This is a genomic window from Nocardioides sp. J54, assembly GCF_000519005.1.
Lineage (GTDB): Bacteria > Actinomycetota > Actinomycetes > Propionibacteriales > Nocardioidaceae > Nocardioides.
This window is the reverse complement of record NZ_JAER01000031.1, coordinates 1-21,700: the sequence shown is the minus strand read 5'-3', so window position 1 is coordinate 21,700 and position 21,700 is coordinate 1. Positions and strand designations below refer to the sequence as shown.

Below are 21,700 nucleotides of genomic sequence, written 5' to 3'. Positions count from 1 at the left end.
CCCCGAGCGCAACCAACCCCGGACTTCCTTCATTCGACGCTAGACTTCCGTCATCCGGAAGTGGTTCCGGTGGACCGAGGAGTGCAGATGAGTGAGAACCAGGCCCCCGCGAAGGGTCGTGCCGGCGGCGTCCAGTCGATCGAGCGGGCGTTCGCCCTGCTGGAGACGATGGCCGACAACGGCGGGATGATGGGCCTCTCCCAGCTGGCCACCGCCTCCGGGCTGCCGCTGCCGACCATCCACCGGCTGGTGCGCACCCTCGTCGACCTCGGTTACCTGCGCCAGGAGCCGAACCGCCAGTACGTGCTGGGCCCCAAGCTGATCCGCCTCGGCGAGAGCTCCTCGCACATGCTCTCCACCTGGGCGCGCCCGCACCTGGCCCGCCTCGTCGACGAGCTCGGCGAGTCCTCCAACCTCGCCATGCTCGACGGCGACCAGATCGTCTACGTCGCGCAGGCGCAGTCGCGCCAGTCGATGCGGATGTTCACCGAGGTGGGTCGCCGCGTCTCCCCGCACTGCACCGCGGTCGGCAAGGCGATCCTCGCCGGCATGGAGCCCGAGCAGGTGCGCGACATCCTGCGTCGCACCGACATGGTGCGCCACACCGACACCACCCTCACCGACCCTGACGCCTACCTCGAGCAGCTCGAGTGGGTCGGCCAGCACGGCTACGCCATCGACGAGGGCGAGCAGGAGGAGGGCGTGCGCTGCGTGGCGGTCGCCGTCCCCGGCTACGCCACCCGCCTGGCCATCTCCGTCTCCGGCCCGACCGGCCGGATGAACGACGAGCTCGTCGAGCGGGCCGTCCCGCTGCTCACCGACGCGGGGAAGCTGCTCGCCGCCGACCTCGGCTGACCACCCGCCGGGCGGCCTCGACGACCTCGTCCACCTGCAGCAGCACGGTGGCGGCGGCCGGGCCGAGCGGCACGTAGCTGTCGGCGCTCGCGACGCGGGCGACCGGCACGTCGACGCCGGCCTCGACCAGCGCTGTCACCACGCCCTCGCCGGCCCCGCCGCTGCGGCGCGTCTCGTCGACGACCAGCACGGCGTCGTACGTCGCGGCCAGCTCGGCGAGCGTCCGCTCGGGCAGGGGTGAGAGCCACATCAGGTCGAGCACGGTGCAGCCGGTGCCCTCCGCCTCGAGGATCCGTGCGGCGCTCCGGGCCATGTGGACCCCGTTGCCGAAGGTGACGAGGAGCAGGTCGGTGCCCTCTCCCCACGTGGCGACGTCGCCGGGCGCGAAGCAGCCCGTCGGGTCGGGCGCGGCCAGCCAGGCTCCGTCACCCTCGACCAGGTCGCGGGTGTGGTAGCGGGCGATCGGCTCGACGTACACCGCCACCCGGCCCTCCTCGCGGGCCAGGCGCAGGCAGCCGCGCAGCAGGCCGGGCGCGAGGGCGGGGTGGCTCGGCACCGCCAGCACCAGGCCGGGGACGTCGCGCAGCACGGCGAGCGAGTTGTCGTTGTGGAAGTGCCCGCCGAAGCCGCGCTGGTAGGCCAACCCCGCGATCCGCACGACCATCCCGTTCTCGTACTGCCCGTCCGAGAAGAACCGCAACGACGCGGCCTCGCCGCGCAGCTGGTCCTCGGCGTTGTGGAGGTAGGCGAGGTACTGGATCTCCGGCACCGGGGTGAAGCCCGCCAGCGCGGCGCCGAGCGCGGTGCCCAGGATCGTCTGCTCGTCGAGCAGCGTGTCCAGCACCCGGGTCGGCCCGAGCTCGGCCGACAGGCCGCGGGTGACGCCGTAGACCCCGCCCTTGGCGCCGACGTCCTCCCCGAGCACGAGGACCCCCGGGTCGCGGGCCATCTCCTCGTGCAGCGTGCGGTTGATCGCCTGGGCCAGGGTGAGGCGCCCCTCCCCGTCGGCCGGTACGTCGTCGGGCCGGTGCCGCAAGGGTGACCCGGTCGGGCGGTGCGCGATCGGCGCGACCACTTCGGATCGCGTGGCCAGCGGCGGTTCACCGACCACCTCCTCCATGACCGCGGCGACCCGCTCCCGCGTCGCCTCGTACTGCTCGAGCACCTCCTGCGGGGTCCGCAGGCCGCGCTCCACGAGGGCCCGTGCGGTGCCGAGCAGCGGGTCCAGCGCGAGCTCCGCCGCGATGGCGCGGGGCGTGCGGTAGGCGATCTCGACGTCGGACCCGGCGTGGCCCATGAACCGGACCGTACGCAGGTGCAGCGCCGCCGGAGCCCGGGTCTTCCGGACCCGGTCCAGCGCCCGGCGGACCACGTCCAGCAGCCCGACGGGGTCGTGGCCGTCGGCGGTGAGGCAGGGGACGCCGGGCAGGGAGCCGAGCACGGCCTCGACCCAGCCCCGCGGCGTACGCGTGCTGATGCCGAGGCCGTTGTCCTCGCAGACGAGCAGCACCGGGCAGGGCTTGTGCCGGTGGGCGACGTAGGCCGCGGCGTTGAGCGCGCCGGCAGCGGTGGAGTGGTTGACCGACGCGTCACCGAAGCTGGTCACCACGACCGCGTCGTCGGACCACGGCGTCGACCGCCCGAGCGCCGCGGCCAGTCCGAGCGAGAAGCCCAGCCCCACCGCTCGCGGCAGGTGCGAGGCGATCGTCGACGTCTGCGGGACGATGCCGAGGCGCGGGTGGCCGAAGACCTTGTGCCGTCCGCCCGACGCCGGGTCGTGGCGCGACGTGGTCAGGCTGCGTAGCGTCTCGCGCACCGGGTCCACCTCACCGCTGCGGGCGGCCCGCGCGGCGTAGAACCCGCCGGAGCGGTAGTGCAGCAGCGCCGGGTCGGTCAGCCGCGACAAGAGCCCGAGCGCGGCGTTCGACTCGTGCCCCGCGGACCCGATCGTGTAGTAGCCCGCACCCCGTCGCTGCAGCTCACGCGCGGCGAGGTCGAGGTGCCGGCTGACCACCTGCGCCTCGAGCAGGGCCAGCAGCTCCTCGGCGAGCCCCGGCTGGTCCGGGCCGGCCGTGGCTGCTGGCACGGCGAGCCCGCGCACCGCGTCGAGGAAGTGCTGGTCGACAGGCTCCACCCCTCGACCTTCTCAACCCGACGGCGCGGGCGCCACCACTTCCCGCGCCTGGCTGCTCAGGAGCCGTCGATCCCGCTGCGGTAGTTCAGCAGGCCCGTCCCGACCGGAAAGCACGAAGGCCCCGCTCCGCTTCCGCGGATCAGGGCCTGCTGCGTGGAGCCGCCTGTCGGAATCGAACCGACGACCTAATCATTACGAGTGATTCGCTCTACCGACTGAGCTAAGGCGGCGTACGTCGACGCAAGCGTCGGCGACCGCGGAAGCATACCGAGCGGGGTCGGCCGGGGGCGAATCCACCCCGGCCCCGGTGCGCGGCGGGTGGGTCAGGCGGCGACGGCGGGGGTGGCCGGGGCCGGGACGTCGGCGCCGGTCAGCAGGGTCTGCTCGGCGTCGCACCAGCAGGTGAAGCGGACGACGATGCCCTGGTCGGTGTTCTCCAGGCCGACGACCTGGCTGGGGAAGATGAGCTCGCGGCGACCGCAGGCGGTGCAGTGGTGGGTGAACATGGGGGCCTCCTTCCCTTCCATGGTGGGCCGCGCAAGAGTCAAGGGGTAGCCTCTCTTTCCATTCTGATCCATAGGTGATGCCTATGCATATGACGGGGGTCCCACGATGTTGTCGCTGCACCAGCTCACCTGCTTCCTGGCGGCCTACGAGCACCGGTCGCTGACCCGCGCGGCGGAGGAGCTCGGCTACGCGCAGCCGTCGGTGTCGGAGCAGATCCGCAACCTCGAGAAGTCGCTCGGCGTCCCGCTGTTCCGGCGGGTGGGGCGCGGCGTCGTACCCACCACCGCGGCGGACACCTTCCGGCCGCACGCCGAGAAGGTGCTGGCCGCCGCGGACGACGCGCAGCGGGCGGTGACCAGCATCAAGAGCTTCGAGACCGGGACGATCCGGTTCGGCATGTTCGGCGTCGCGCGGCTGTACGGCGGCGCCGGGCTCGTCGCCGACGTGCTGGAGCGCTACCCCGGGGTCCGGGTCGAGCTGGTCGGGCGGCACTCGCGCGACGTGCAGGAGGACCTGCGCCGCGGGCGGCTGGAGGCGGCGATGATCGCCGTGGCCGGGCTGGCCAGCGAGGGCATGGCGGTGACGCCGATCGCCCGCGACGAGCTGGTCTACATCTCCGCCGACCCCGAGCGGCTGAAGGCGCCCGTGACGGCGAAGCGGCTGGCCGACGCGACGCTGGTCATGCCGGAGAGCACCTACCGCGACGTCGACTCGGCACGGATCGTGCTGCGCCGGATGCTGCACGAGGCGGGCCTCAACCCCAAGACCCGCATCGAGGTCGAGGACGTCGAGACCGCGGTCGAGCTGGTCGGTCGCGGCCTCGCCGACTCGGTGACCCAGAAGGGCGTGGCCGTGCAGCTGCTCCCTCGCCTCGCCCCGAAAGCGGGCTGGGTGCCGCTGCGGCCGCGGGTCTACGACACGCTGGCGATCGTGCACCGCGCCGGGGCAACCCTCTCCCCCGCGGCGCGGCTGATGATCGAGCTGGCCACGCAGCGGATCCAGGCGATCATCCCGCCGGCCTGACCGAGCGGCCGCGGCTGGTCAGGGGCCGGTCAACGGCTGGTCAGCGGCTGGTCAGCACTTCAGGCCGTCGTCGGGCACCTTGCCGTCGATCAGGTAGCCGTGCACGGCGTCGTCGATGCAGCTGTTGCCCTTGTTGTAGGCGGTGTGCCCGTCGCCGTCGCGGCTGACCAGCACGCCGGACTCCAGCTGCTCGGCCATGGCGACGGCCTCCTCGTAGGGCGTCGCCGGGTCGCGCGTCGTGCCGAGGACGACGATCGGCGCGGCGCCCGAGCCGTCGATCTCGAGGTCGGGCTCGTCGGTCGCGGAGAAGGGGATGCCGTTGCAGGAGGTCAGGCCCCACGCGAAGACGCGGCCGAAGGTCGGCGAGGCCTTCTCGAAGTCGGCGAAGTTGTCCGGCACCTCGTCCACGGTGATCGACCACGGGTCGTCGAGGCAGTTGATGACCGAGATCGCCTCGAGGCTGTTGTCGGTGTAGCGGCCGCCCTCGCGGGAGCCGTAGAAGTCCGAGAGCCGCAGCAGCGTCGTGCCGGTGCCCTCCAGCGCCTCACGCAGCGCCTGGTCGAGCAGCACCCAGTTGTCCTCGCTGTAGAGCGGGGTGATCAGGCCGTAGAACGCCAGGCCGACGGTGAGCTCGCGCCCCTCCGTGTCGCTGGTGGGCAGCGGCTCCTTGTCGATGGAGTCGACGAGGTCCTTGATCGTGGCGACGCCCTCCTCGACCGAGGAGCCGAGGAAGCAGTCGCCGCCCTCGACGCAGTCAGCGACGTACGAGCGCAGCGCGGTCTCGAAGCCCCCGGCCTGGCTGAGCGAGCCGTCCCGGGCCGACAGGGACGGGTCGACGGCGCCGTCGAGCACGAGCCGGCCGGTCTTGTCGGGGTAGAGCTCGGCGTAGGTCGCGCCGAGGCGGGTGCCGTAGGAGAAGCCGAGGTAGTCGAGCTCGTCCTCGCCGAGCGCGGCCCGCAGCACGTCCATGTCACGCGCGGCCTCGACCGTGCTGACGTGGGCGGCGACGTCACCGGACTTGGCCTCGCAGCCCTTCCAGAACTCCTCGGAGCCCTCCTGACCCTCCGCGACCTCCTCCGGGGTGTCGGGGTCGGGGTCCGCGGCGATCCACTCGTCGAGCTCGTCGTCGGTGAGGCAGTCGACCGGGGAGGACTCGCCGGTGCCGCGCGGGTCGAAGCCGACGATGTCGTAGCGCTCCAGCAGCGCGGGGGCGAAGTAGGCGTCGGCCTGCTCGGCGAGGTAGGTGCCCCCGGCGCCCGGGCCACCCGGGTTGACCACGAGAGAGCCGAGCCGGTCGCCACTGGCCTTGCGGCGCTCGAGCGCGATCCGGATCGTGCCGCCGGCGGGCTCCTGGTAGTCGATGGGGACCTCGAGCGTGCCGCACTCGTTGCTGCCGCAGCCGTTCCAGGTGATCTCCTGGTCGTAGAAGTCCTCGAGCGTCTTGCGCCCGCTCGGCTCCGACCCGTCCGTGCCCGGTCCGTCGGTGCTGCCGGCCTTGCGGTCGGAGCCACCTCCGTCGCCGTCGTCGCCGGTCAGCAGGACGACACCGATGCCGATGCCTCCCGCGAGCACGAGCGCCCACACGACAGCCACGGCAACGATCAGCTTCTTGCTCACCCGAGTACTTCCCTTCGTCTCCACCCGTCCGGCGACGGGCTCAGCGCTCCGGCGCCTTGAGTGCCACCATCATGGACTCCAGCGCCAAGGCGACGGGCACGTTGAACTCGAGCATCTGCTCGCGGGCCTCGAAGATCCACCCGATCCGGCGCAGGTTCAGCTCCGGCGAGGTGCTCTGCGCGATCTGCTCGACCTGGTCGCGGATCTCCTCGTTGACCAGCGCGCCGGGGGCACCGGTGGCCAGCGCGATCGCGTCGCGGTAGACCGACACCAGGTCGGTCAGCCCGCGGTCGACCACGTCGAGGTGGCGCCGCTTGGCGCGGGTGCGCTGCGCCTTCTCCAGCGCCGCGAGGGCGGGACCGTACTCCCGCGGACGGCGACCGCGCTCGACCACGCCGTACGCCGAGTCGAGGTCGCCCTTCTCCCGCGCGTCGAGCTCGGCGGTGATCGCGTCGGCCTCCTCCTTGGCGGTGGAGGCGAGCCGTGTGGCGGCGTCCATGCAGCGCCCCAGCGACGTGAGCCGGGCCGGCATCCCCACGACCTCCTGGCGCCGGTTGCGCACCGCCTCGTCGAACGCGAGCGCCCGCGCCCGGCCGATGTGGCCCTGGCTCGCCCGGGCGGCGTACGACGCCAGCCGCTCCTCGACGCCGCGCGCCACGAGGAACGCGGTGACCTCCGGCGTGGTCGGCGTGGAGAGGGTGACCAGGCGGCAGCGGGACCGGATCGTGGGCAGCACGTCCTCGACGGTCGGCGCGCACAGCATCCAGATGGTGCGGCCGTTGGGCTCCTCGATCGCCTTGAGCAGCGCGTTGCACGCCTGCTCGGTGAGCCGGTCGGCGTCCTCGACGACGAGGATCTGCCAGCGGTCGCCCATCGGGCTCAGCGAGGCACGGCGCACGAGCTCGCGGACCTCGTCGACGCCGATCGAGAGCTTCTCGGTCCGGATCACCGCGACGTCGGCGTGCGACCCGGCGAGGACGGTGTGGCAGGCGTGGCAGCCGTCGGGGCAGTCGGGGCCGACGCCGCCCTGGGGGCACTGCAGCGCAGCCGCGAACGCGATCGCCGCGTTGCTGCGACCCGATCCCGGCGGGCCGGTGAACAGCCACGCGTGGGTCATGCCCTGGCCGGAGACGGCCGTCCGCAGCACGTCGACGGTCGACCGCTGCCCGACGAGGGTGCCCCAGACACCGGCCGTCATCCGCGCACCGCCCGCCCCAGCAGCGGCACGACGCGCTCGGTGATCGCCGCCGCGAGGTCCTCGATCGTGCCGCGGGCGTCGAGGACCAGATAGTGCTCGGGGTCGCGGGCCGCGAGGTCGAGGAAGGACTGTCGCACCCGCTGGTGGAACTCCAGGGACTCGCCCTCGATCCGGTCGCGACCCTCGAAGCGGCCCAGCCCGGCCTCGGGCTCGAGGTCGAGGACGACGGTGAGGTGCGGGCGCAGCCCGCCGGTCGCCCACGCGGCGACCTCGGCGAGCTCGCCGCCGTCCAGTGCCCGGCCGGCGCCCTGGTAGGCGAGGGTCGAGTCGACGTACCGGTCGGTGATCACGACCTCGCCGCGCTCCAGCGCGGGCTGCACGACGGTCTCGACGTGCTCGGACTTGTCGGCGAGGTAGAGCAGGAACTCGGTCTTGTGGGCGAGCGCACCGGTCTCCGGGCTGAGCACGATGCGGCGCAGCTCCTTGCCGACCGGGGTGTCGCCGGGCTCGAAGGTCAGCAGCACGCGGTAGCCGTCGGCCTCCAGCGCGTCGCGCAGCCGTCGGGACTGGGTCGACTTGCCGCCGCCCTCGCCGCCCTCGAAGCAGATGAACACACCGGTGTCGGCGTACCGGGGGCTGGGCGCGGAGGCGGTCACGGGGAGAACCTACGAGACGGCACCGACCGTTGTCGCGGGTGGGTCCGCGGGGGCGGACCTGGTGACGTTTCCTTGCGCTTGTCGGCCGTTGCAACCGTCGACAAGCGCAGGAATCCCCGGTCAGCCGGGGATTCCTGCACCCGCGTCACGACTTCTTCGCCGCCGCCTTCTTCGCGGTGGTCTTCTTGGCCGTCGTCTTCTTGGCGGTCTTCTTCGCCGTCGTCTTCTTGGCCGCCGACTTCTTGGCCGCGGTCTTCTTCGCGCCCTTCTTGGCGGCCTTCTTCGCCGGGCCCTTGGCGCGGCGCTCGGCGAGCAGCTCGGCGGCGCGCTCGATCGTGATCGACTCGACCGAGTCGTCCTTGCGAAGGGTGGCGTTGTACTCGCCGTCGGTGACGTACTCGCCGAAGCGGCCGGCCTTGACGACCACCGGCTGCCCGGAGACCGGGTCGTTGCCGAGCTCCTTGAGCGGCGGGGCCGCGGCGGCGCGGCCGCGCTGCTTGGGCTGGCTGTAGATCTTGAGCGCCTCGTCGAGGGAGATCGTGAAGATCTGGTCCTCGCTGGTGAGCGAGCGGGAGTCGGAGCCCTTCTTCAGGTACGGCCCGTAGCGGCCGTTCTGCGCGGTGATCTCCTCGCCGTCCTCGGCGGTGCCGACGGTGCGGGGCAGCGAGAGCAGCTTGACCGCGTCGTCGAGGGTGACGGTGTCGAGGGACATCGACTTGAACAGCGAGCCGGTGCGCGGCTTCGCGCTCTTCGGGGCGTCCTCGGGCAGCAGCTCGGTGACGTAGGGGCCGAAGCGGCCGTTCTTCGCCACGACCTGCAGGCCGGTCTCCGGGTGGACACCGAGGTCGATCTCCTCGCCGGCGGGGTTGGCGAGCAGCTCCCTGGCCTTCTCGACCGTCAGCTCGTCGGGCGGCAGGTCGTCCGGGACGTTGGCGCGCTTCGCGAACGGCGCGCCGTCGTCGCCGGGACCCTCCAGGTACGGGCCGTACTTGCCGACCCGCAGGTGGATGCCGTCCTCCTCGGAGCCGACCGGGAAGGTGGCGAGCTCCTTGGCGTCGATGTCGCCGAGCTCGGTGACCAGGCGCTGCAGGCCGGCGACCCGGTCGGAGCCGTAGTAGAACTCGCTGAGCTCGTTGACCCGCTCCTTCTCGCCGCGCGCGATGTCGTCGAGGACGGTTTCCATGCCGGCGGTGAAGTCGTAGTCGATGAGCCGCGTGAAGTGCTCGGTGAGCAGCCGGACCACGGAGAACGCGATCCAGGCCGGCACCAGCGCGGTGCCCTTCTTGTAGACGTAGCCGCGGTTGAGGATCGTGCCGATGATCGAGGCGTACGTCGAGGGGCGGCCGATCTCCCGCTCCTCGAGCTCCTTGATCAGCGTGGCCTCGGTGTAGCGCGACGGCGGCTTGGTCTCGTGCCCGTTGGCGGACAGCGACGCGGCCGAGACGCGGTCGCCCTGCTGCAGGTTGGGCAGCCGGGTCTCCTGGTCGTCCTTCGCGGCCGCCGAGTCGTCGGTGCCCTCGACGTAGGCCTTGAGGAAGCCGTGGAAGGTGATCACGCGGCCCGACGCGGAGAAGACCACGTCCTCGCCGGTCGCGGCAGCGCCGCCGAGGCGGATGGTGACCGACTGGCCGACGGCGTCCTTCATCTGCGAGGCGACGGTGCGCATCCAGATGAGCTCGTAGAGCCGGAACTGGTCGCCGGTGAGCCCGGTCTGCGCCGGGGTGCGGAAGGTGTCGCCGGCCGGGCGGATCGCCTCGTGCGCCTCCTGGGCGTTCTTCACCTTGCTGGCGTAGGTGCGCGGCGCGTCGGGGAGGTACTCGGCGCCGTACAGCTCCTGCACCTGGGCGCGGGCCGCCCCGATCGCGCTGCCGGACAGCGTGGTGCTGTCGGTACGCATGTAGGTGATGAAGCCGTTCTCGTAGAGCCGCTGCGCGACCGACATCGTCACCGACGCGCTCATGCCGAGCTTGCGGCTGGCCTCCTGCTGCAGCGTCGTGGTGCGGAAGGGGGCGTACGGCGAGCGCCGGTACGGCTTGGCCTCGACCGAGCGCACGTCGTACGTCGTGTCGGCGAGCGCGCTGACGAGGTCCTCGGCACGCCGCTTGTCGAGGTGGACGACGTCGGCCCTGGCCTTGAGCTGGCCGTCCTGGCCGAAGTTGCTGCCGCTGGCGACGCGGGTGCCGTCGATGGTGTGCAGCTTGGCGGGGAACATCCGCTGGTCGTGCTTCGAGCCGGCGTCGAAGGTGCCCTCGAGGTCCCAGTAGGACGCGGCCTTGAAGGCCATCCGCTCCTTCTCCCGGTCGACCACGAGGCGGGTGGCGACCGACTGGACGCGCCCGGCCGAGAGGCCGGACATCACCTTGCGCCACAGCACCGGCGAGACCTCGTAGCCGTAGAGGCGGTCGAGGATGCGGCGGGTCTCCTGGGCCTCGACGAGGTCCATGTCGAGCTCGCGCGGGTTGGCGGCGGCCTCCTGGATGGCGGCCTTGGTGATCTCGTGGAAGACCATCCGCCGGACCGGGATGCCCTTCGGCTTCAGCTCGTCGAGCAGGTGCCAGGCGATGGCCTCTCCCTCGCGGTCCTCATCGGTGGCGAGGTAGAGCTCGTCGGCGTCCTTGAGCAGCTGCTTGAGCTTGGAGATGTGGCTCTTCTTGTCCCGCGGGACGACGTAGTAGGGCTCGAAGCCGTTCTCGACGTCGATGGCCAGGCGCCCCCACGGCTTGTCCTTGATCTTGGCCGGGGTGTCGGCGGCGTTGTTCGGGAGGTCACGGATGTGGCCGATGGAGGACTCGACGACGAAGCCGTCGCCGAGGTACCCGCCGATGGTGCGGGCCTTGGCCGGCGACTCGACGATCACCAACTTGTGTGCCACGGGGGACCTTCTCTACCTGGCTCTACTGGGACGAAGCACTGCTACGGCCGATCACGGTAGCGCGTGCTGTCCAGTTCCCCGTCCCCCGGACTCCACGATGGGCAGCCGGGCGGCACCCCGGAGGAGGCGCTCAGCGGACCTTGATCGCCTCGATCGTCTCCTCCAGCTGGGTCTCCTTGTCGGGGTCGCCGAGCGGGATGACGCCGAGGAAGAGGCCGAGGGAGTCGGCACTGCCGGTGTCGACCACGATCACGGTGGTCTGGTCGCCGCCGACGGTGACCTCGGGGTCGGAGACGCGGATCTCGGAGGTGATCCGGTAGCCGGGCTTGCCGCCCACGGTGACCTCCTCGCGCTTGAGGTCGGTGCGGCCGGTGAAGCCCTGGTAGAAGGCGTCACTGGCGGTGAGGCACTGCATGACGATCTCGGCGGCGGTCTCCGGGTCGTCGAAGTCGTTGGCCTTCGAGAGCGCACCGACGGCGTACTCGGAGATCCACTTGTCCTCGATGACGATAGAGAACTGCACCTGCACCCCGTCCGCGAAGGAGTGCGCGGCGGCGTAGCCGGGGTCCGCCTCGTAGCCGGGCAGGACGGGGACGGTCAGGCCGCCGCCACGGATGGCCTTCGCGGTCGTGGCCGGCGGCTTGGCGGGCTCGGGGCTGCCGCCGGTGCACTGGATGCCGGTCGGACGGACGGTGCTGGAGGGCTGGTCGGTGGGGTCGGTGCCCTTCGCGGTCGCGTCACTGCCGTCGGTGGCCCCGGAGGTCGGGCCGTCGGAGGCCTTGGTCCTCTTCGGGTCGTCGTCACCGGTGAGGGCACGGACGCCGAAGAACCCACCGATGCCGATCAGCACCAGCGCCACGACGGCGGCGATGACGATGCCGATGACCTTGCCGTTGCCACCGCCTCCGCTGCCGGGCTGCGGGGTCGGGCTCCACTGCTGCTGGCCGTAGCCGCCCGGGGGCTGGCCGTAGCCGCCGCCCTGGCCGTAGCCCTGCTGGCCGTAGCCGCCCTGCGGCTGGCCAGGCTGGCCGGGCTGGCCGGGCTGGCCGTAGCCGCCCGGCGGGGTGGCCGGGGGCACGGCGCCGTAGACGGTCTGTGCCGACGCAGGGTCCGACGGGGCGCCCGGCTGCTGGGGCGGCTGCTGGCCGGCCGGGCCCTGCGGAGCCTGCTGGCCCTGCGGGGCCTGCGGAGCCTGCGGGGCCTGCGGGGCGCCACCACCCGGAGGAGTGGTCGTGGTCATCTGGCTCCACGCCTGACCGTCCCAGTAGCGATAGGTGTCGGGCGCGCCAGCGGGGTCGGGGTACCAGCCTGCGTTCGTCACGGGGGACAGTCTGCCCGACGCGGGGCGGTCCTACTCCCCGGCTCGCGGAGTCCCCGCCGGCTCGAGGAAGCCCTCGGCCACCAGCTCGGTCAGCTCGGGCAGGTAGACCTCGCGCAGGCTGGCGGCGTCGCGCTCGAGCAGCTGGCCGACGGCGTCGACGAGCGGACCCAGCGGGAGGTCGCCGTCGCAGGCACCCACGACGGCGGCGGTGACGGTGTCGACCTGGCGGGCGCGCCGGAAGCCGCGCTGCTGGCGGATCACGATCGTGGAGGGGTCCTCGGCGCCGACGGCCCCGGTGGTCTCCTGCACCACGTCGGAGCGGAGCACGAGGTGGCTGTCCGGCCCGACGGTGCGGGCCGCGGCGGCCGACTCGGCCCAGCCGGCGATCGCGGGCGCGATCGGCTGCTCGACGTCGTACGGCCACTCGAGGAGGTCGCGGGTGGTGCCGCCGGTGCGGTGCAGGTTGATCCAGCCGAAGCCGATCCCGCCGACGCCCTGCTCCTCCAGCCACGACAGCCAGGTGTCGTAGCGGTGCGAGTACGCCGCCGGGTCGCCGCCGGTCGCGGGGTGGTGGCCGGAGTCCTTGAGCCAGAGCTCGACGTACGACGCGGGGTCGAGCACCTCGCGCTGCACGACCAGCGCGTCGCAGTCGTCGGGCAGCCAGGTGGCGAGGCGCTCGTCCCACGGGCGGTCGCGCTCGATCACCCAGTTCGCGAGGACCTGGCACCAGCCGCCGTCGGTGAGGTGGTCGGGCGCGGTGCGGACGATGTGCTCGACGACCTGGTCGCCGGGCAGGCCGGAGTCGCGGTAGACCAGCCGCTCCCCCGTGGCCGGGGAGATGACGAACGGCGGGTTGGTGGCGATCAGGTCGAACCGCTCGCCCTCGACCGGCGCGAAGAACGAGCCGTCGCGGACGTCGACCTTGTCGTCGACGTCGTTGAGGGCGGCGTTGAAGCGGGCGATCGCGAGCGCACGCTGGTTGACGTCGGTCGCCACCACCCGGTCGCTGTGGGTGGCCAGGTGCAGCGCCTGCACGCCGCAGCCGGTGCCGAGGTCGAGGGCCGTCCCGACGTCGTGGCGCAGGGTGAGCTGGGCCAGGCTCGAGGACGCCGGGCTGATGCCGAGCACGTAGTCGCCGGTGACCCGGGTGGGCACGCCGTCCAGGCCGGGCGTCAGGTCGCTGACGACCCACAGGTCGCCCTCGTCGGTCGCATAGGGCCGCACGTCGAGCCGCGCCGCGACCTCGCCGACGGACTGCACCAGCGCGCCGGCGTTGGCGAGCCGGTCGACCAGCCCCGGCAGGGCACGCTCGGCGTCCGCGACGGGCACGGAGGTCTGGAGCAGGAACAGCCGGACCAGGGTGGCCAGCGGGCTGCCGTCCGTCGTACGACGCAGGCCGGGGGTGGTCTCGTTGCGCGACAGCGCCTCGTGCGCCTGCGGGCCGAGCAGCTCGCTGACGGCGTCGTAGGTGAAGTCGGCGGCGACGAGGGCTTCGCGGAGCGGGGCGGCAAGGGCGACGGGCAGCACGGGACCACGCTAGTCGGCCCGCAGCCGGTGCCGTCAGCGGACGCGGGTCGCCCGGGTGATGCCGCGCCCGGCGACGATCGTGCGGTAGCGCTTCGAGGGGCGCGGGCCGCACTCGATGGTGATGGCGACGCCGGCGTAGCGGCGGTTGTACCAGCCGGTGAGGGTGGGCGAGACCGTGCCGGAGGGGTTGCCGACACCGAGCCAGCGACGCGGGAGGCGCAGCTGCCGGGCGAGCCGGACCTGCCACGCCGGCGCCTTGCTGCTGCGGCCGACCGCGCGCAGCGGCTGGTGGATCGAGGCGATGTAGGCGGGCTTCACGTCGGCCAGGAAGCGCATCATGGCGCGGGTCTCCGGCTCGCTGGCTCGGCGCGGCCCGCTGTAGTAGCGGCCCCGGCTGGTGCGCCGCCAGCCGTTGGTGGGCCAGTTGCGGTTGAGGTCGACGCCGCGGGCGTTCTGGCGGGTGTGCCGCGCGTGGCCGTCGGGGTTCATCGTCGGGACGACCCAGATGCCGGTGCCGGCGAGCGGGCGGACGTTGTTCTTGATCCAGGTGGCGGTGGCCAGGCCTGCGGGCTCGTCACCGTGCATCTGGCCGAGGACGACGAGCACCCGCTGGGCCCTGGGCGACCCGCGGTAGTAGGCGCGGATCGCGCGTCCGCGCACGGATCGGCCGACCAGGCGGGTGCGGGTGACGACGTCGCCCGGGGCCGCGGCAGGCCCCGTGGCGCTGGCGCCGACGTGGGCGGCCGGCCGCCGGGAGGGGGCGTCAGCAGCGGCCGGGACGGCCAGCGCCGCGCTGGCGGCGACCACGAGGGCCACCGCCAGCGCGGCGATGGTGTGCCAGCTCTTCCCGAGAGGGCGGGCCACGGGCCCGGTCAGCCCTTGTCGAGTGCGACGGGCTCGGGGGCCTCGTCGCTGATCGCGGACGAGCGCTGCTTGGAGATGAACACCGCAGCGAAGATGCCGGCGGCGGCCGCGAGGGCGATGAGGATGCGGACCACGTCGTTCTCGTTCTCGCCGTAGGTGAGGCTGATGACCGCGCCGACGATGAGCAGCGACACGAGGTTCATCACCTTGAGCAGCGGGTTGATGGCGGGGCCGGCGGTGTCCTTGAACGGGTCGCCGACGGTGTCGCCGATGACGGTCGCTGCGTGCGCCTCCGAGCCCTTGCCGCCGTGGTGGCCGTCCTCGACGAGCTTCTTCGCGTTGTCCCAGGCGCCACCGGCGTTGGCGAGGAAGACCGCCATCAGCGTGCCGGTCGCGATCGCACCGACGAGGAAGCCGGCCAGCGGTCCGACGCCCAGGCCGAAGCCGACGGCGATCGGGCTGAGGATCGCGAGGATGCCCGGGGTGGCCAGCTCGCGCAGCGAGTCGCGGGTGACGATGTCGACCACGCGGCCGTACTCCGGGCGCGCGGTGCCCTCCATGATCCCGGGGATGTCGCGGAACTGGCGCCGCACCTCCATCACGACCGCACCCGCGGCGCGGCCGACGGCGTTGATCGCCAGGCCGGAGAAGAGGAACACCACGCCGGCACCGAGCAGGGCGCCGACGATCAGCTTGGCGTCGTACACGATGAAGTCGCCGAGCAGGTCGAGCGAGCCGAGGCCGCTCTCGTCGTCGACGGCGTCCTGGAAGGACTCGAACGCGGACTGCGTGTAGGAGGCGAACAGGGCGCTCGCGGCGAGGACCGCCGTGGCGATCGCGATGCCCTTGGTGATCGCCTTGGTGGTGTTGCCGACGGCGTCGAGCTCGGTGAGGATCTGCGCGCCCTCCTCGCTGACGTCGCCGGACATCTCCGCGATGCCCTGGGCGTTGTCGGAGACCGGGCCGAAGGTGTCCATCGCGACGATGACGCCGACGGTGGTCAGCAGGCCGCAGCCGGCCAGCGCGACCGCGAAGAGCGCCAGGGTCGTGGCCCCGCCGGCGAGCAGCGCGGCGCCGTAGACGGCGGCGCCGATGACGATCGCGGTGTAGACCGCCGACTCGAAGCCGACCGAGAGGCCGGAGAGGATGACGGTGGCGGCGCCGGTCACCGAGGTCGCACCGACGTCCTTGACCGGGCGGTGCTCGGTGCCGGTGAAGTAGCCGGTGAGGGCCAGGATCGCGGCCGCGAGGACGATGCCGATGACCACCGCTCCGGCAGCGAAGGCGGCCGGGCCGAGGTCGGCGGTGTCGCCGCTGGCGTTCGCCAGGTCGCTCCACTCGCTCGGCAGGTAGATGAAGGCCGCTGCCGCGCTGGCGACCGCCCCGAACGCGGCGGAGAGGTAGAAGGAGCGGTTGATCGTGGTCAGCCCGCCCTCGCCGGGACGCGGCTTGGTGAGGTAGACGCCGGCGATCGCGGCGAGTGCACCGATCGCAGGCACGATCAGCGGGAACACGAGACCCTTGTCACCGAACGCCTGCGAGCCGAGGATGAGCGCCGCGACCAGCGTGACGGCGTACGACTCGAAGAGGTCGGCGGCCATGCCGGCGCAGTCACCGACGTTGTCGCCCACGTTGTCGGCGATCGTCGCCGCGTTGCGCGGGTCGTCCTCGGGGATGTTCTGCTCGACCTTGCCGACCAGGTCGGCGCCCACGTCGGCCGCCTTGGTGAAGATGCCGCCGCCGACGCGCATGAACATCGCGAGCAGTGCGGCGCCGAAGCCGAAGCCCTCCAGCACCTTGGGCGAGGCGTCCTGGAAGACCAGGACGACGACGCTCGCACCGAGGAGGCCGAGGCCGACCGTCGCCATGCCGACCACCGCGCCGGTGCGGAAGCCGATGTTCATCGCCGGGTCGCGCCCCTGCTCGTTGGCCGCCGCGGCGACGCGCAGGTTGGCCCGGACGGCGAGGGACATGCCCAGGAAGCCGATCGCCGCGGAGAACCCGGCGCCGAGCAGGAAGAAGACCGAGCGGAAGATCCGCACCGCCCACTCCGACTGGAGACCGCCCGCGTCGCCGGTGTCGGCAGGCAGCGCGAGCAGGACGACGAACGCGATGGCCGCGAAGATCGTCAGGGTGCGGAACTGCCGGGTCAGGTAGGCGCTCGCGCCCTCCTGCACGGCCTGCGCGATGCGCTGCATGTTGGGCGTCCCCTCGCCGGCGCGGAGCACCTCGGCGCGGAACATCGCAGCCATGGCCAGGGAGACGAGGGCGATGGCGGCGACGACGACCACGAGGGCGAGGTCGCCCCCGGAGACTTCGATGTCGGCAAGCAACGGACGGGGCATGCACTGCCTCCTGGGGAGTTCAGGTACGGGTCCCGGAGACCCAGGTCTGAGATCGTGGCCCGGAGTCTACGCACGGTGTGATGCAGAACACACGGATGTTGTGACGCGAGTCACAGGCATTTCGACGAGGGGTCGCCGGATTTCCGGTAGGTCGCATCGGCACCGTCCGCCATCAGGGCCCGGGGGTTTCGAGGCTCCTCGCTGGCGCTCGTCGCACCTCAACCACCGGGAGGGCGGCTCGACCGCAGGCGGCCTCGCGCCTCAACCACCGGGAGGGCGGCCCGACCGCAGGCGGCCTCGCACCTCAACCACCGGGAGGGCGGCTCGGCCGCGGGCGGCCTCGCGCCTGGACCACCGGGAGTCAGGCGCAGCAAACCAAAAGGCCTGCCGCCAGGCGGCGGCTGGACCTACGCAAGGCAACTGCGCGCGCGGCAGCGTGGCGCCCGCGCCGAAGGCGCGTCGAGGGCAAGTGCGGGCCGAGCTTGCGAGCGCCTGCGCGCAGCCCTCGACAGGCGACACGCTCGCGCCATCAAGCCAGCGCGGCCTCGGGGCTCTCGTGGATGACGAAGACCTTGGCGAGACCGGTGATCTTGAAGATCTTGAGCAGGCGGTCGGCGTTGCAGACCAGCTCGAGGGAGCCGTCGTGGGCGCGGACCTTCTTGAGGCCGCCGACGAGGACGCCGAGGCCGGTGGAGTCGAGGAACTCGACGCCCTGCATGTCGATGACGAGGTGGTAGGTCCCGGCAGCGACGAGCTCGGTGATCGTGTCGCGCAGCTTCGGGGCGGTGTAGACGTCGATCTCTCCACCCACGGCAACGACGGTGCGACCACCGACCTCGCGCGTCGACAGCGTCAGATTCAACGAACTCACCCCGGGATGTGTCACCTACGTGGGTGTCAATCAAACCATGCCCGTCGCGGGCGCGCACGAGGACGGTGGCAAGGGTTCACCAGCCGACACCGGAACCGGTGCCACCGCCGGGGGTCGGGTCGGGCCCTCTTGCGACAATCGAGGGGTGAGTGTCGAGCCCCGTTCCTCCCTGGCGCCCGCGCCTGCCCGGCGCGACCCGGGGGCGGTGCTGGAGCGGCTCACCGCGCTCCCCAGCCGGGCCGACCGGCTGACCCACCTGGAGCGGTTGCCGGCCCGTCCGGCGGTGACCGCGGAGTGGCCGGCGTGGACGGACCCGACCCTGCTGGCGTCGTACGCCGCGCGCGGGGTGGTCCGGCCGTGGGCACACCAGGTGGAGGTCGCCGAGGTGGCGCACCGGGGCGAGCACGTCGTGGTGTCGACGGGGACGGCGTCGGGGAAGTCGCTGGCCTACCTGTTGCCCACGCTCTCGGAGATCCGGGCGGCGCGCGGCCCGCGGGGGCAGCGTGGCGCGTCGGTGCTCTACCTGGCGCCGACGAAGGCGCTGGCGCACGACCAGTGGGCGGCAATCCGCGAGCTCGGGCTCGACGTGCGCGTCTCGACCCACGACGGCGACAGCACGCAGGAGGAGCGGGAGTGGACCCGCGACCACGCGGAGTACGTGCTGACGAACCCCGACATGCTGCACCGGTCGCTGCTGCCGGGGCACGAGCGGTGGACCCAGTTCTTCCGGACGCTGCGGTTCGTGGTGGTCGACGAGTGCCACCACTACCGCGGCGTCTTCGGTGCGCACGTCGCGCAGGTGCTGCGCCGGCTGCGGCGGATCTGCGCGTCGTACGGCGCCTCGCCGACCTTCATCCTCGCCTCGGCGACGGTCGCCGACCCCGACGTGACGGCGCGGCGGATGACCGGGCTCGACGTGACCACGGTGACCGCGGACGGCTCCCCGCGCGGGGAGGTGGCGGTGGCGATGTGGGAGCCGCCGCTGACCGAGTTCACGGGTGAGAACGGCGCGCCCGTGCGGCGTCCGGCCACGGCGGAGACGGCGGACCTGCTGGCCGACCTGGTGGTCGACGACGTGCGCACGCTCGCGTTCGTGCGGTCCCGGCGGGGAGTCGAGACGGTGGCGCAGCGCGCCGGTGAGCTGGTCGCGGAGGTCGACCCGTCGCTTGCGGGGCGGATCGACTCCTACCGTGGCGGCTACCTTCCCGAGGAGCGGCGGGCGCTCGAGGACGCGCTGCGCAGCGGTCGCCTCCTCGGCATGGCGGCGACGAACGCGCTCGAGCTCGGCATCGACGTGAGCGGCCTCGACGCGGTGCTGGTGACCGGCTACCCCGGCACCCGGGCGGCGTTCTGGCAGCAGGTAGGTCGGGCCGGCCGCGACGGCGGAGGCGCGCTGGGCATGTTCGTGGCCCGCGACGACCCGCTCGACACCTACCTCGTGCACCACCCGGACGCGCTGCTCGGTCGTCCGGTCGAGGGCACGGTCTTCGACACCGACAACCCCTACGTCCTCGGACCGCACCTGTGCGCCGCCGCCCAGGAGCTGCCGGTGACGACCGCCGACCTCGAGCTGTTCGGGCCCCGCACCCGCGAGGTGCTGGGCTCGCTGGTCGAGCAGGGCATGCTGCGCCGCCGGCCGGCGGGCTGGTACTGGACCGACCGCTCACGGGCCTGCGACCTCGCCGACATCAGGTCCGGCAGCGACCGGCAGGTGCAGCTCGTCGAGGCGGCGACCGGTCGCGTCGTCGGCACCGTCGACGGCGCCCGCGCCCACGGCACGGCGCACACCGGCGCCGTCTACCTCCACCGCGGCGAGACCTGGCTGGTGGAGGACCTCGACCTCGACGAGCACGTCGCGACGCTGCGCCGCGCGGAGGCCGACCACACCACCTCGGCCCGCGAGGTCACCGACATCGCCATCACCTCCGAGGAGGAACACGTTGACTGGGGACCGTGCCGGGTGTCGTTCGGGCACGTTGAGGTGACCAGCAAGGTGACGTCGTACCTGCGCCGCCGGGCCCGCACCGGCGAGGTGATCGACGAGACGCCGCTGGACCTCCCGCCCCGCACCCTGGCCACGACCGCGGTCTGGTGGACCGTGCCGGACGCCGTGCTGGCCCCGCTGCTGGAGCGTGCGGCGCTCGACGTCGCCGACCTGCCCGGCGCCGCGCACGCCGCCGAGCACTGCTCGATCGGGCTGCTGCCGCTCTTCGCGACCTGCGACCGCTGGGACATCGGGGGCGTGTCCACGGCTCGACACCCCGACACCGGTGTGCTGACGGTGTTCGTGCACGACGGCCACCCCGGCGGGGCCGGCTTCGCCGAGCGCGGCTACCGCACGGCAGCCGCCTGGCTGCGCGCGACCCGGGCGACGATCGCCGCCTGCGAGTGCGCGTCCGGCTGCCCGTCGTGCATCCAGTCGCCGAAGTGCGGCAACGGCAACGACCCGCTCGACAAGCGCGGCGCGATCACCCTCCTCGACGCGTTGCTCGCCGGGGCCCCGTCCGCGGCGTAGCCTGCCGTCCATGGTGATCTTCGGGCTGCTCCTGCTCGTCGTCGGCGTCCTCGGCATCCTCGCGGGGGTCTTCGGCAGCGACTACGACGTCGACAAGAAGGACCGGCGGACCACGGAGATCATCGGCATCAACGTCGACCCCGAGGTGCTCTTCCTGATCGGCGTCGCCTCGGGCCTGCTGGTGGTCGCCGGCATCTGGTTCATGAAGACCGGGGCGAAGCAGGGCTGGAAGCGGCGCAAGGAGCAGAAGCGGCTCTCCGAGCTGTCGCAGAAGCTGGACGCCGCCGAGGCCGAGCGGCGCCGCGAGGACGTCTCCGGGCGCGAGGACGAGAGGTGAGTCAACCTGACTCACCTGGGTGGACCGGTCGGGCCCACCCGGGGGCACCTGCCCCGTCGCCCGCCTGACCCGGCGCCGGTCGCACCGAGCCGGCCCGTGCCTCGGCGGTGAGATCCTCGTCCTGGCCGAGCCAGCGCGGACCCGCGACGGTGACGGCCACCAGCACCTCGTCCCCCTCGACCACGCACCGGTCGAGCCGCGCGTCGTTGGCAGTCGCCACCTCGGCAGCCGCGCCGCATGGGTCTCGCGCTGCCTCGCTGAGCGCGGTGGCTCCGGCGAGGGCCGCGAGGTCGGCGGCGGACTGCGCCGATCGGTGCGACGCGACGATCGCCCCGACCACGGCCGCCGCGGCGCCGACGAGCAGCAGGAGACCGGCCATGGCGACGGTGAGCACGGTGGCGGCGCCGCGCTCTCCTGCTCGACCTGGTCGTGGGGTGGTCACTGGTCCTCCTCGGTGAGGGCGACGGCCTCTGCGTCGAGCCGGGCGCCGGGGATGGCGGAGAACAGCCCGCCCGGGCCGGCCATCCGGCCGCTGGCACGGACGACGACCCGGTCGCCCTCGCGGCGGACCGTGATCGCGACGCCGTCGGGGGCGACCCGCTCCCCCACGGCCACCGCGGCCGCCTGGTCGTCGCCGCGGGCGAGGGCGCGGGCGGTCTCGCGGGCGGCGTCGACGGTGCGGACCTGGCCGATCGCGACGGCGAGCAGCCACGCCAGGCCGGCGGTGACGGCGAGGAGCACCGGGAGCGCGACGGCCAGCTCGGCCGTCACCGCTCCCCGCTCGCCGCGCTCCGCCCGGCTCACTGGACTACCTTCCTCGTGTCGGCGGTCCTGGACGGGCCGCTGATGCACCCCAGGTGCCGTCGGGTCACTGCCCTGCTCGCTCGACCCCTTGAGGTCCACGATGAGTTCTGCAGGGCCCGGCGGTCACCCGGGACGCCGTGATCGTCGACAGGGCTGTGCGCCAAGGCCGACCGGATGGCTGGCTGGGAGCGCCGATCAGTGAGCTGACAGACAGATGCGTCCCGGCACCAAGACGAGGGTGCCTCCCCACTGGG

General features: G+C 72.8%; 17 protein-coding genes and 1 tRNA gene. 4 read left to right on the top strand and 14 right to left on the bottom strand.

All coding sequences use genetic code 11. From position 1 onward, the window contains the following. The first annotated feature begins 87 nt into the window (after nt 1-87). A complete protein-coding gene (locus NOCJ54_RS0117235; protein ID WP_028656488.1) occupies nt 88-855 on the top strand; it encodes an IclR family transcriptional regulator in 768 nt (255 codons plus the stop codon). Here NOCJ54_RS0117235 and NOCJ54_RS26550 read toward each other — a convergent pair. From NOCJ54_RS26550 to NOCJ54_RS0117220, 3 genes are all read right to left on the bottom strand, one after another. Continuing rightward, nucleotides 815-2,989, bottom strand: a complete 2,175-nt coding sequence (locus tag NOCJ54_RS26550) for a thiamine pyrophosphate-dependent enzyme (RefSeq protein WP_036518447.1) — start codon at nt 2,987-2,989, stop codon at nt 815-817. The genes NOCJ54_RS0117235 and NOCJ54_RS26550 overlap by 41 nt on opposite strands. Before the next feature lie 154 nt (nt 2,990-3,143). Then, nucleotides 3,144-3,219: transfer RNA gene (locus NOCJ54_RS0117225), tRNA-Thr, on the bottom strand. 93 nt (nt 3,220-3,312) lie between these two features. Continuing rightward, the gene (locus tag NOCJ54_RS0117220; protein WP_028656487.1) at nt 3,313-3,495 is read right to left on the bottom strand and encodes a hypothetical protein; all 183 of its coding nucleotides are present in this window, start codon (nt 3,493-3,495) and stop codon (nt 3,313-3,315) included. A gap of 106 nt (nt 3,496-3,601) precedes the next feature. Here NOCJ54_RS0117220 and NOCJ54_RS0117215 point away from each other — a divergent pair, with 106 nt between their 5' ends. Further along, on the top strand, nt 3,602-4,519 hold the full coding sequence (locus NOCJ54_RS0117215) for a LysR family transcriptional regulator (RefSeq protein WP_028656486.1): 918 nt from the start codon (nt 3,602-3,604) through the stop codon (nt 4,517-4,519). 51 nt (nt 4,520-4,570) lie between these two features. Here the strand turns inward: NOCJ54_RS0117215 and NOCJ54_RS0117210 are convergent, their stop codons facing one another. From NOCJ54_RS0117210 to NOCJ54_RS0117170, 9 genes are all read right to left on the bottom strand, one after another. Beyond that, nucleotides 4,571-6,136 carry an alpha/beta hydrolase gene (locus tag NOCJ54_RS0117210; protein ID WP_084255386.1) on the bottom strand — a complete coding sequence of 522 codons (1,566 nt, stop codon included), beginning with the start codon at nt 6,134-6,136 and terminating at the stop codon, nt 4,571-4,573. A gap of 40 nt (nt 6,137-6,176) precedes the next feature. After that, nucleotides 6,177-7,334, bottom strand: coding sequence for a DNA polymerase III subunit delta' (locus NOCJ54_RS0117205; RefSeq protein WP_028656484.1), 1,158 nt, complete (start codon nt 7,332-7,334; stop codon nt 6,177-6,179). Continuing rightward, nucleotides 7,331-7,990 (bottom strand): dTMP kinase, encoded by a 660-nt coding sequence (gene tmk, locus NOCJ54_RS0117200; protein WP_028656483.1) that lies wholly within the window; start codon nt 7,988-7,990, stop codon nt 7,331-7,333. The genes NOCJ54_RS0117205 and tmk overlap by 4 nt, the downstream gene beginning before the upstream one ends. A 145-nt stretch (nt 7,991-8,135) precedes the next feature. Then, nucleotides 8,136-10,862 carry a type I DNA topoisomerase gene (gene topA / locus NOCJ54_RS0117195; RefSeq protein ID WP_028656482.1) on the bottom strand — a complete coding sequence of 909 codons (2,727 nt, stop codon included), beginning with the start codon at nt 10,860-10,862 and terminating at the stop codon, nt 8,136-8,138. Between the two features lie 130 nt (nt 10,863-10,992). Next, nucleotides 10,993-12,183, bottom strand: coding sequence for a DUF2510 domain-containing protein (locus NOCJ54_RS28480; RefSeq protein WP_028656481.1), 1,191 nt, complete (start codon nt 12,181-12,183; stop codon nt 10,993-10,995). A 30-nt stretch (nt 12,184-12,213) separates the two neighbouring features. Beyond that, nucleotides 12,214-13,710: a DUF7059 domain-containing protein gene (locus NOCJ54_RS0117185; RefSeq protein WP_028656480.1), complete on the bottom strand. Its 1,497-nt coding sequence runs from the start codon at nt 13,708-13,710 to the stop codon at nt 12,214-12,216. Nucleotides 13,711-13,743: 33 nt separating this feature from the next. Next, nucleotides 13,744-14,574, bottom strand: coding sequence for a DUF2817 domain-containing protein (locus NOCJ54_RS28475; RefSeq protein WP_028656479.1), 831 nt, complete (start codon nt 14,572-14,574; stop codon nt 13,744-13,746). 8 nt (nt 14,575-14,582) lie between these two features. Then, complete coding sequence (locus NOCJ54_RS0117175; protein ID WP_028656478.1) at nt 14,583-16,919, bottom strand: sodium-translocating pyrophosphatase; 2,337 nt, start codon at nt 16,917-16,919, stop codon at nt 14,583-14,585. Between the two features lie 529 nt (nt 16,920-17,448). Then, entirely contained in the window at nt 17,449-17,790 is a 342-nt protein-coding gene (locus NOCJ54_RS0117170) for an STAS domain-containing protein (RefSeq protein ID WP_269634544.1), read from the bottom strand. A 145-nt stretch (nt 17,791-17,935) separates the two neighbouring features. On the opposite strand from NOCJ54_RS0117170, the gene NOCJ54_RS26535 reads away from it, so the two are divergent. Beyond that, entirely contained in the window at nt 17,936-20,305 is a 2,370-nt protein-coding gene (locus NOCJ54_RS26535) for a DEAD/DEAH box helicase (RefSeq protein WP_232221822.1), read from the top strand. Between the two features lie 10 nt (nt 20,306-20,315). Next, on the top strand, nt 20,316-20,642 hold the full coding sequence (locus tag NOCJ54_RS0117160) for a hypothetical protein (protein WP_028656476.1): 327 nt from the start codon (nt 20,316-20,318) through the stop codon (nt 20,640-20,642). A gap of 1 nt (nt 20,643) precedes the next feature. On the opposite strand, the gene NOCJ54_RS26530 is transcribed toward NOCJ54_RS0117160, so the two are convergent. Continuing rightward, nucleotides 20,644-21,084 carry an Rv3654c family TadE-like protein gene (locus tag NOCJ54_RS26530; RefSeq protein ID WP_232221821.1) on the bottom strand — a complete coding sequence of 147 codons (441 nt, stop codon included), beginning with the start codon at nt 21,082-21,084 and terminating at the stop codon, nt 20,644-20,646. Continuing rightward, a complete protein-coding gene (locus NOCJ54_RS0117150) occupies nt 21,081-21,446 on the bottom strand; it encodes a TadE family type IV pilus minor pilin (RefSeq protein ID WP_028656475.1) in 366 nt (121 codons plus the stop codon). The genes NOCJ54_RS26530 and NOCJ54_RS0117150 overlap by 4 nt, the downstream gene beginning before the upstream one ends. Between the last annotated feature and the right edge of the window lie 254 nt (nt 21,447-21,700).

Coding starts and splice junctions, on each gene's coding strand:
- NOCJ54_RS0117160 (WP_028656476.1), top strand. CDS start 20,316: ATGGTGATCTTCGGGCTGCTCCTGCTCGTCGTCGGCGTCCTCGGCATC.
- NOCJ54_RS0117220 (WP_028656487.1), bottom strand. CDS start 3,495: ATGTTCACCCACCACTGCACCGCCTGCGGTCGCCGCGAGCTCATCTTC.
- NOCJ54_RS0117235 (WP_028656488.1), top strand. CDS start 88: ATGAGTGAGAACCAGGCCCCCGCGAAGGGTCGTGCCGGCGGCGTCCAG.
- NOCJ54_RS0117205 (WP_028656484.1), bottom strand. CDS start 7,334: ATGACGGCCGGTGTCTGGGGCACCCTCGTCGGGCAGCGGTCGACCGTC.
- NOCJ54_RS0117215 (WP_028656486.1), top strand. CDS start 3,602: ATGTTGTCGCTGCACCAGCTCACCTGCTTCCTGGCGGCCTACGAGCAC.
- NOCJ54_RS0117175 (WP_028656478.1), bottom strand. CDS start 16,919: ATGCCCCGTCCGTTGCTTGCCGACATCGAAGTCTCCGGGGGCGACCTC.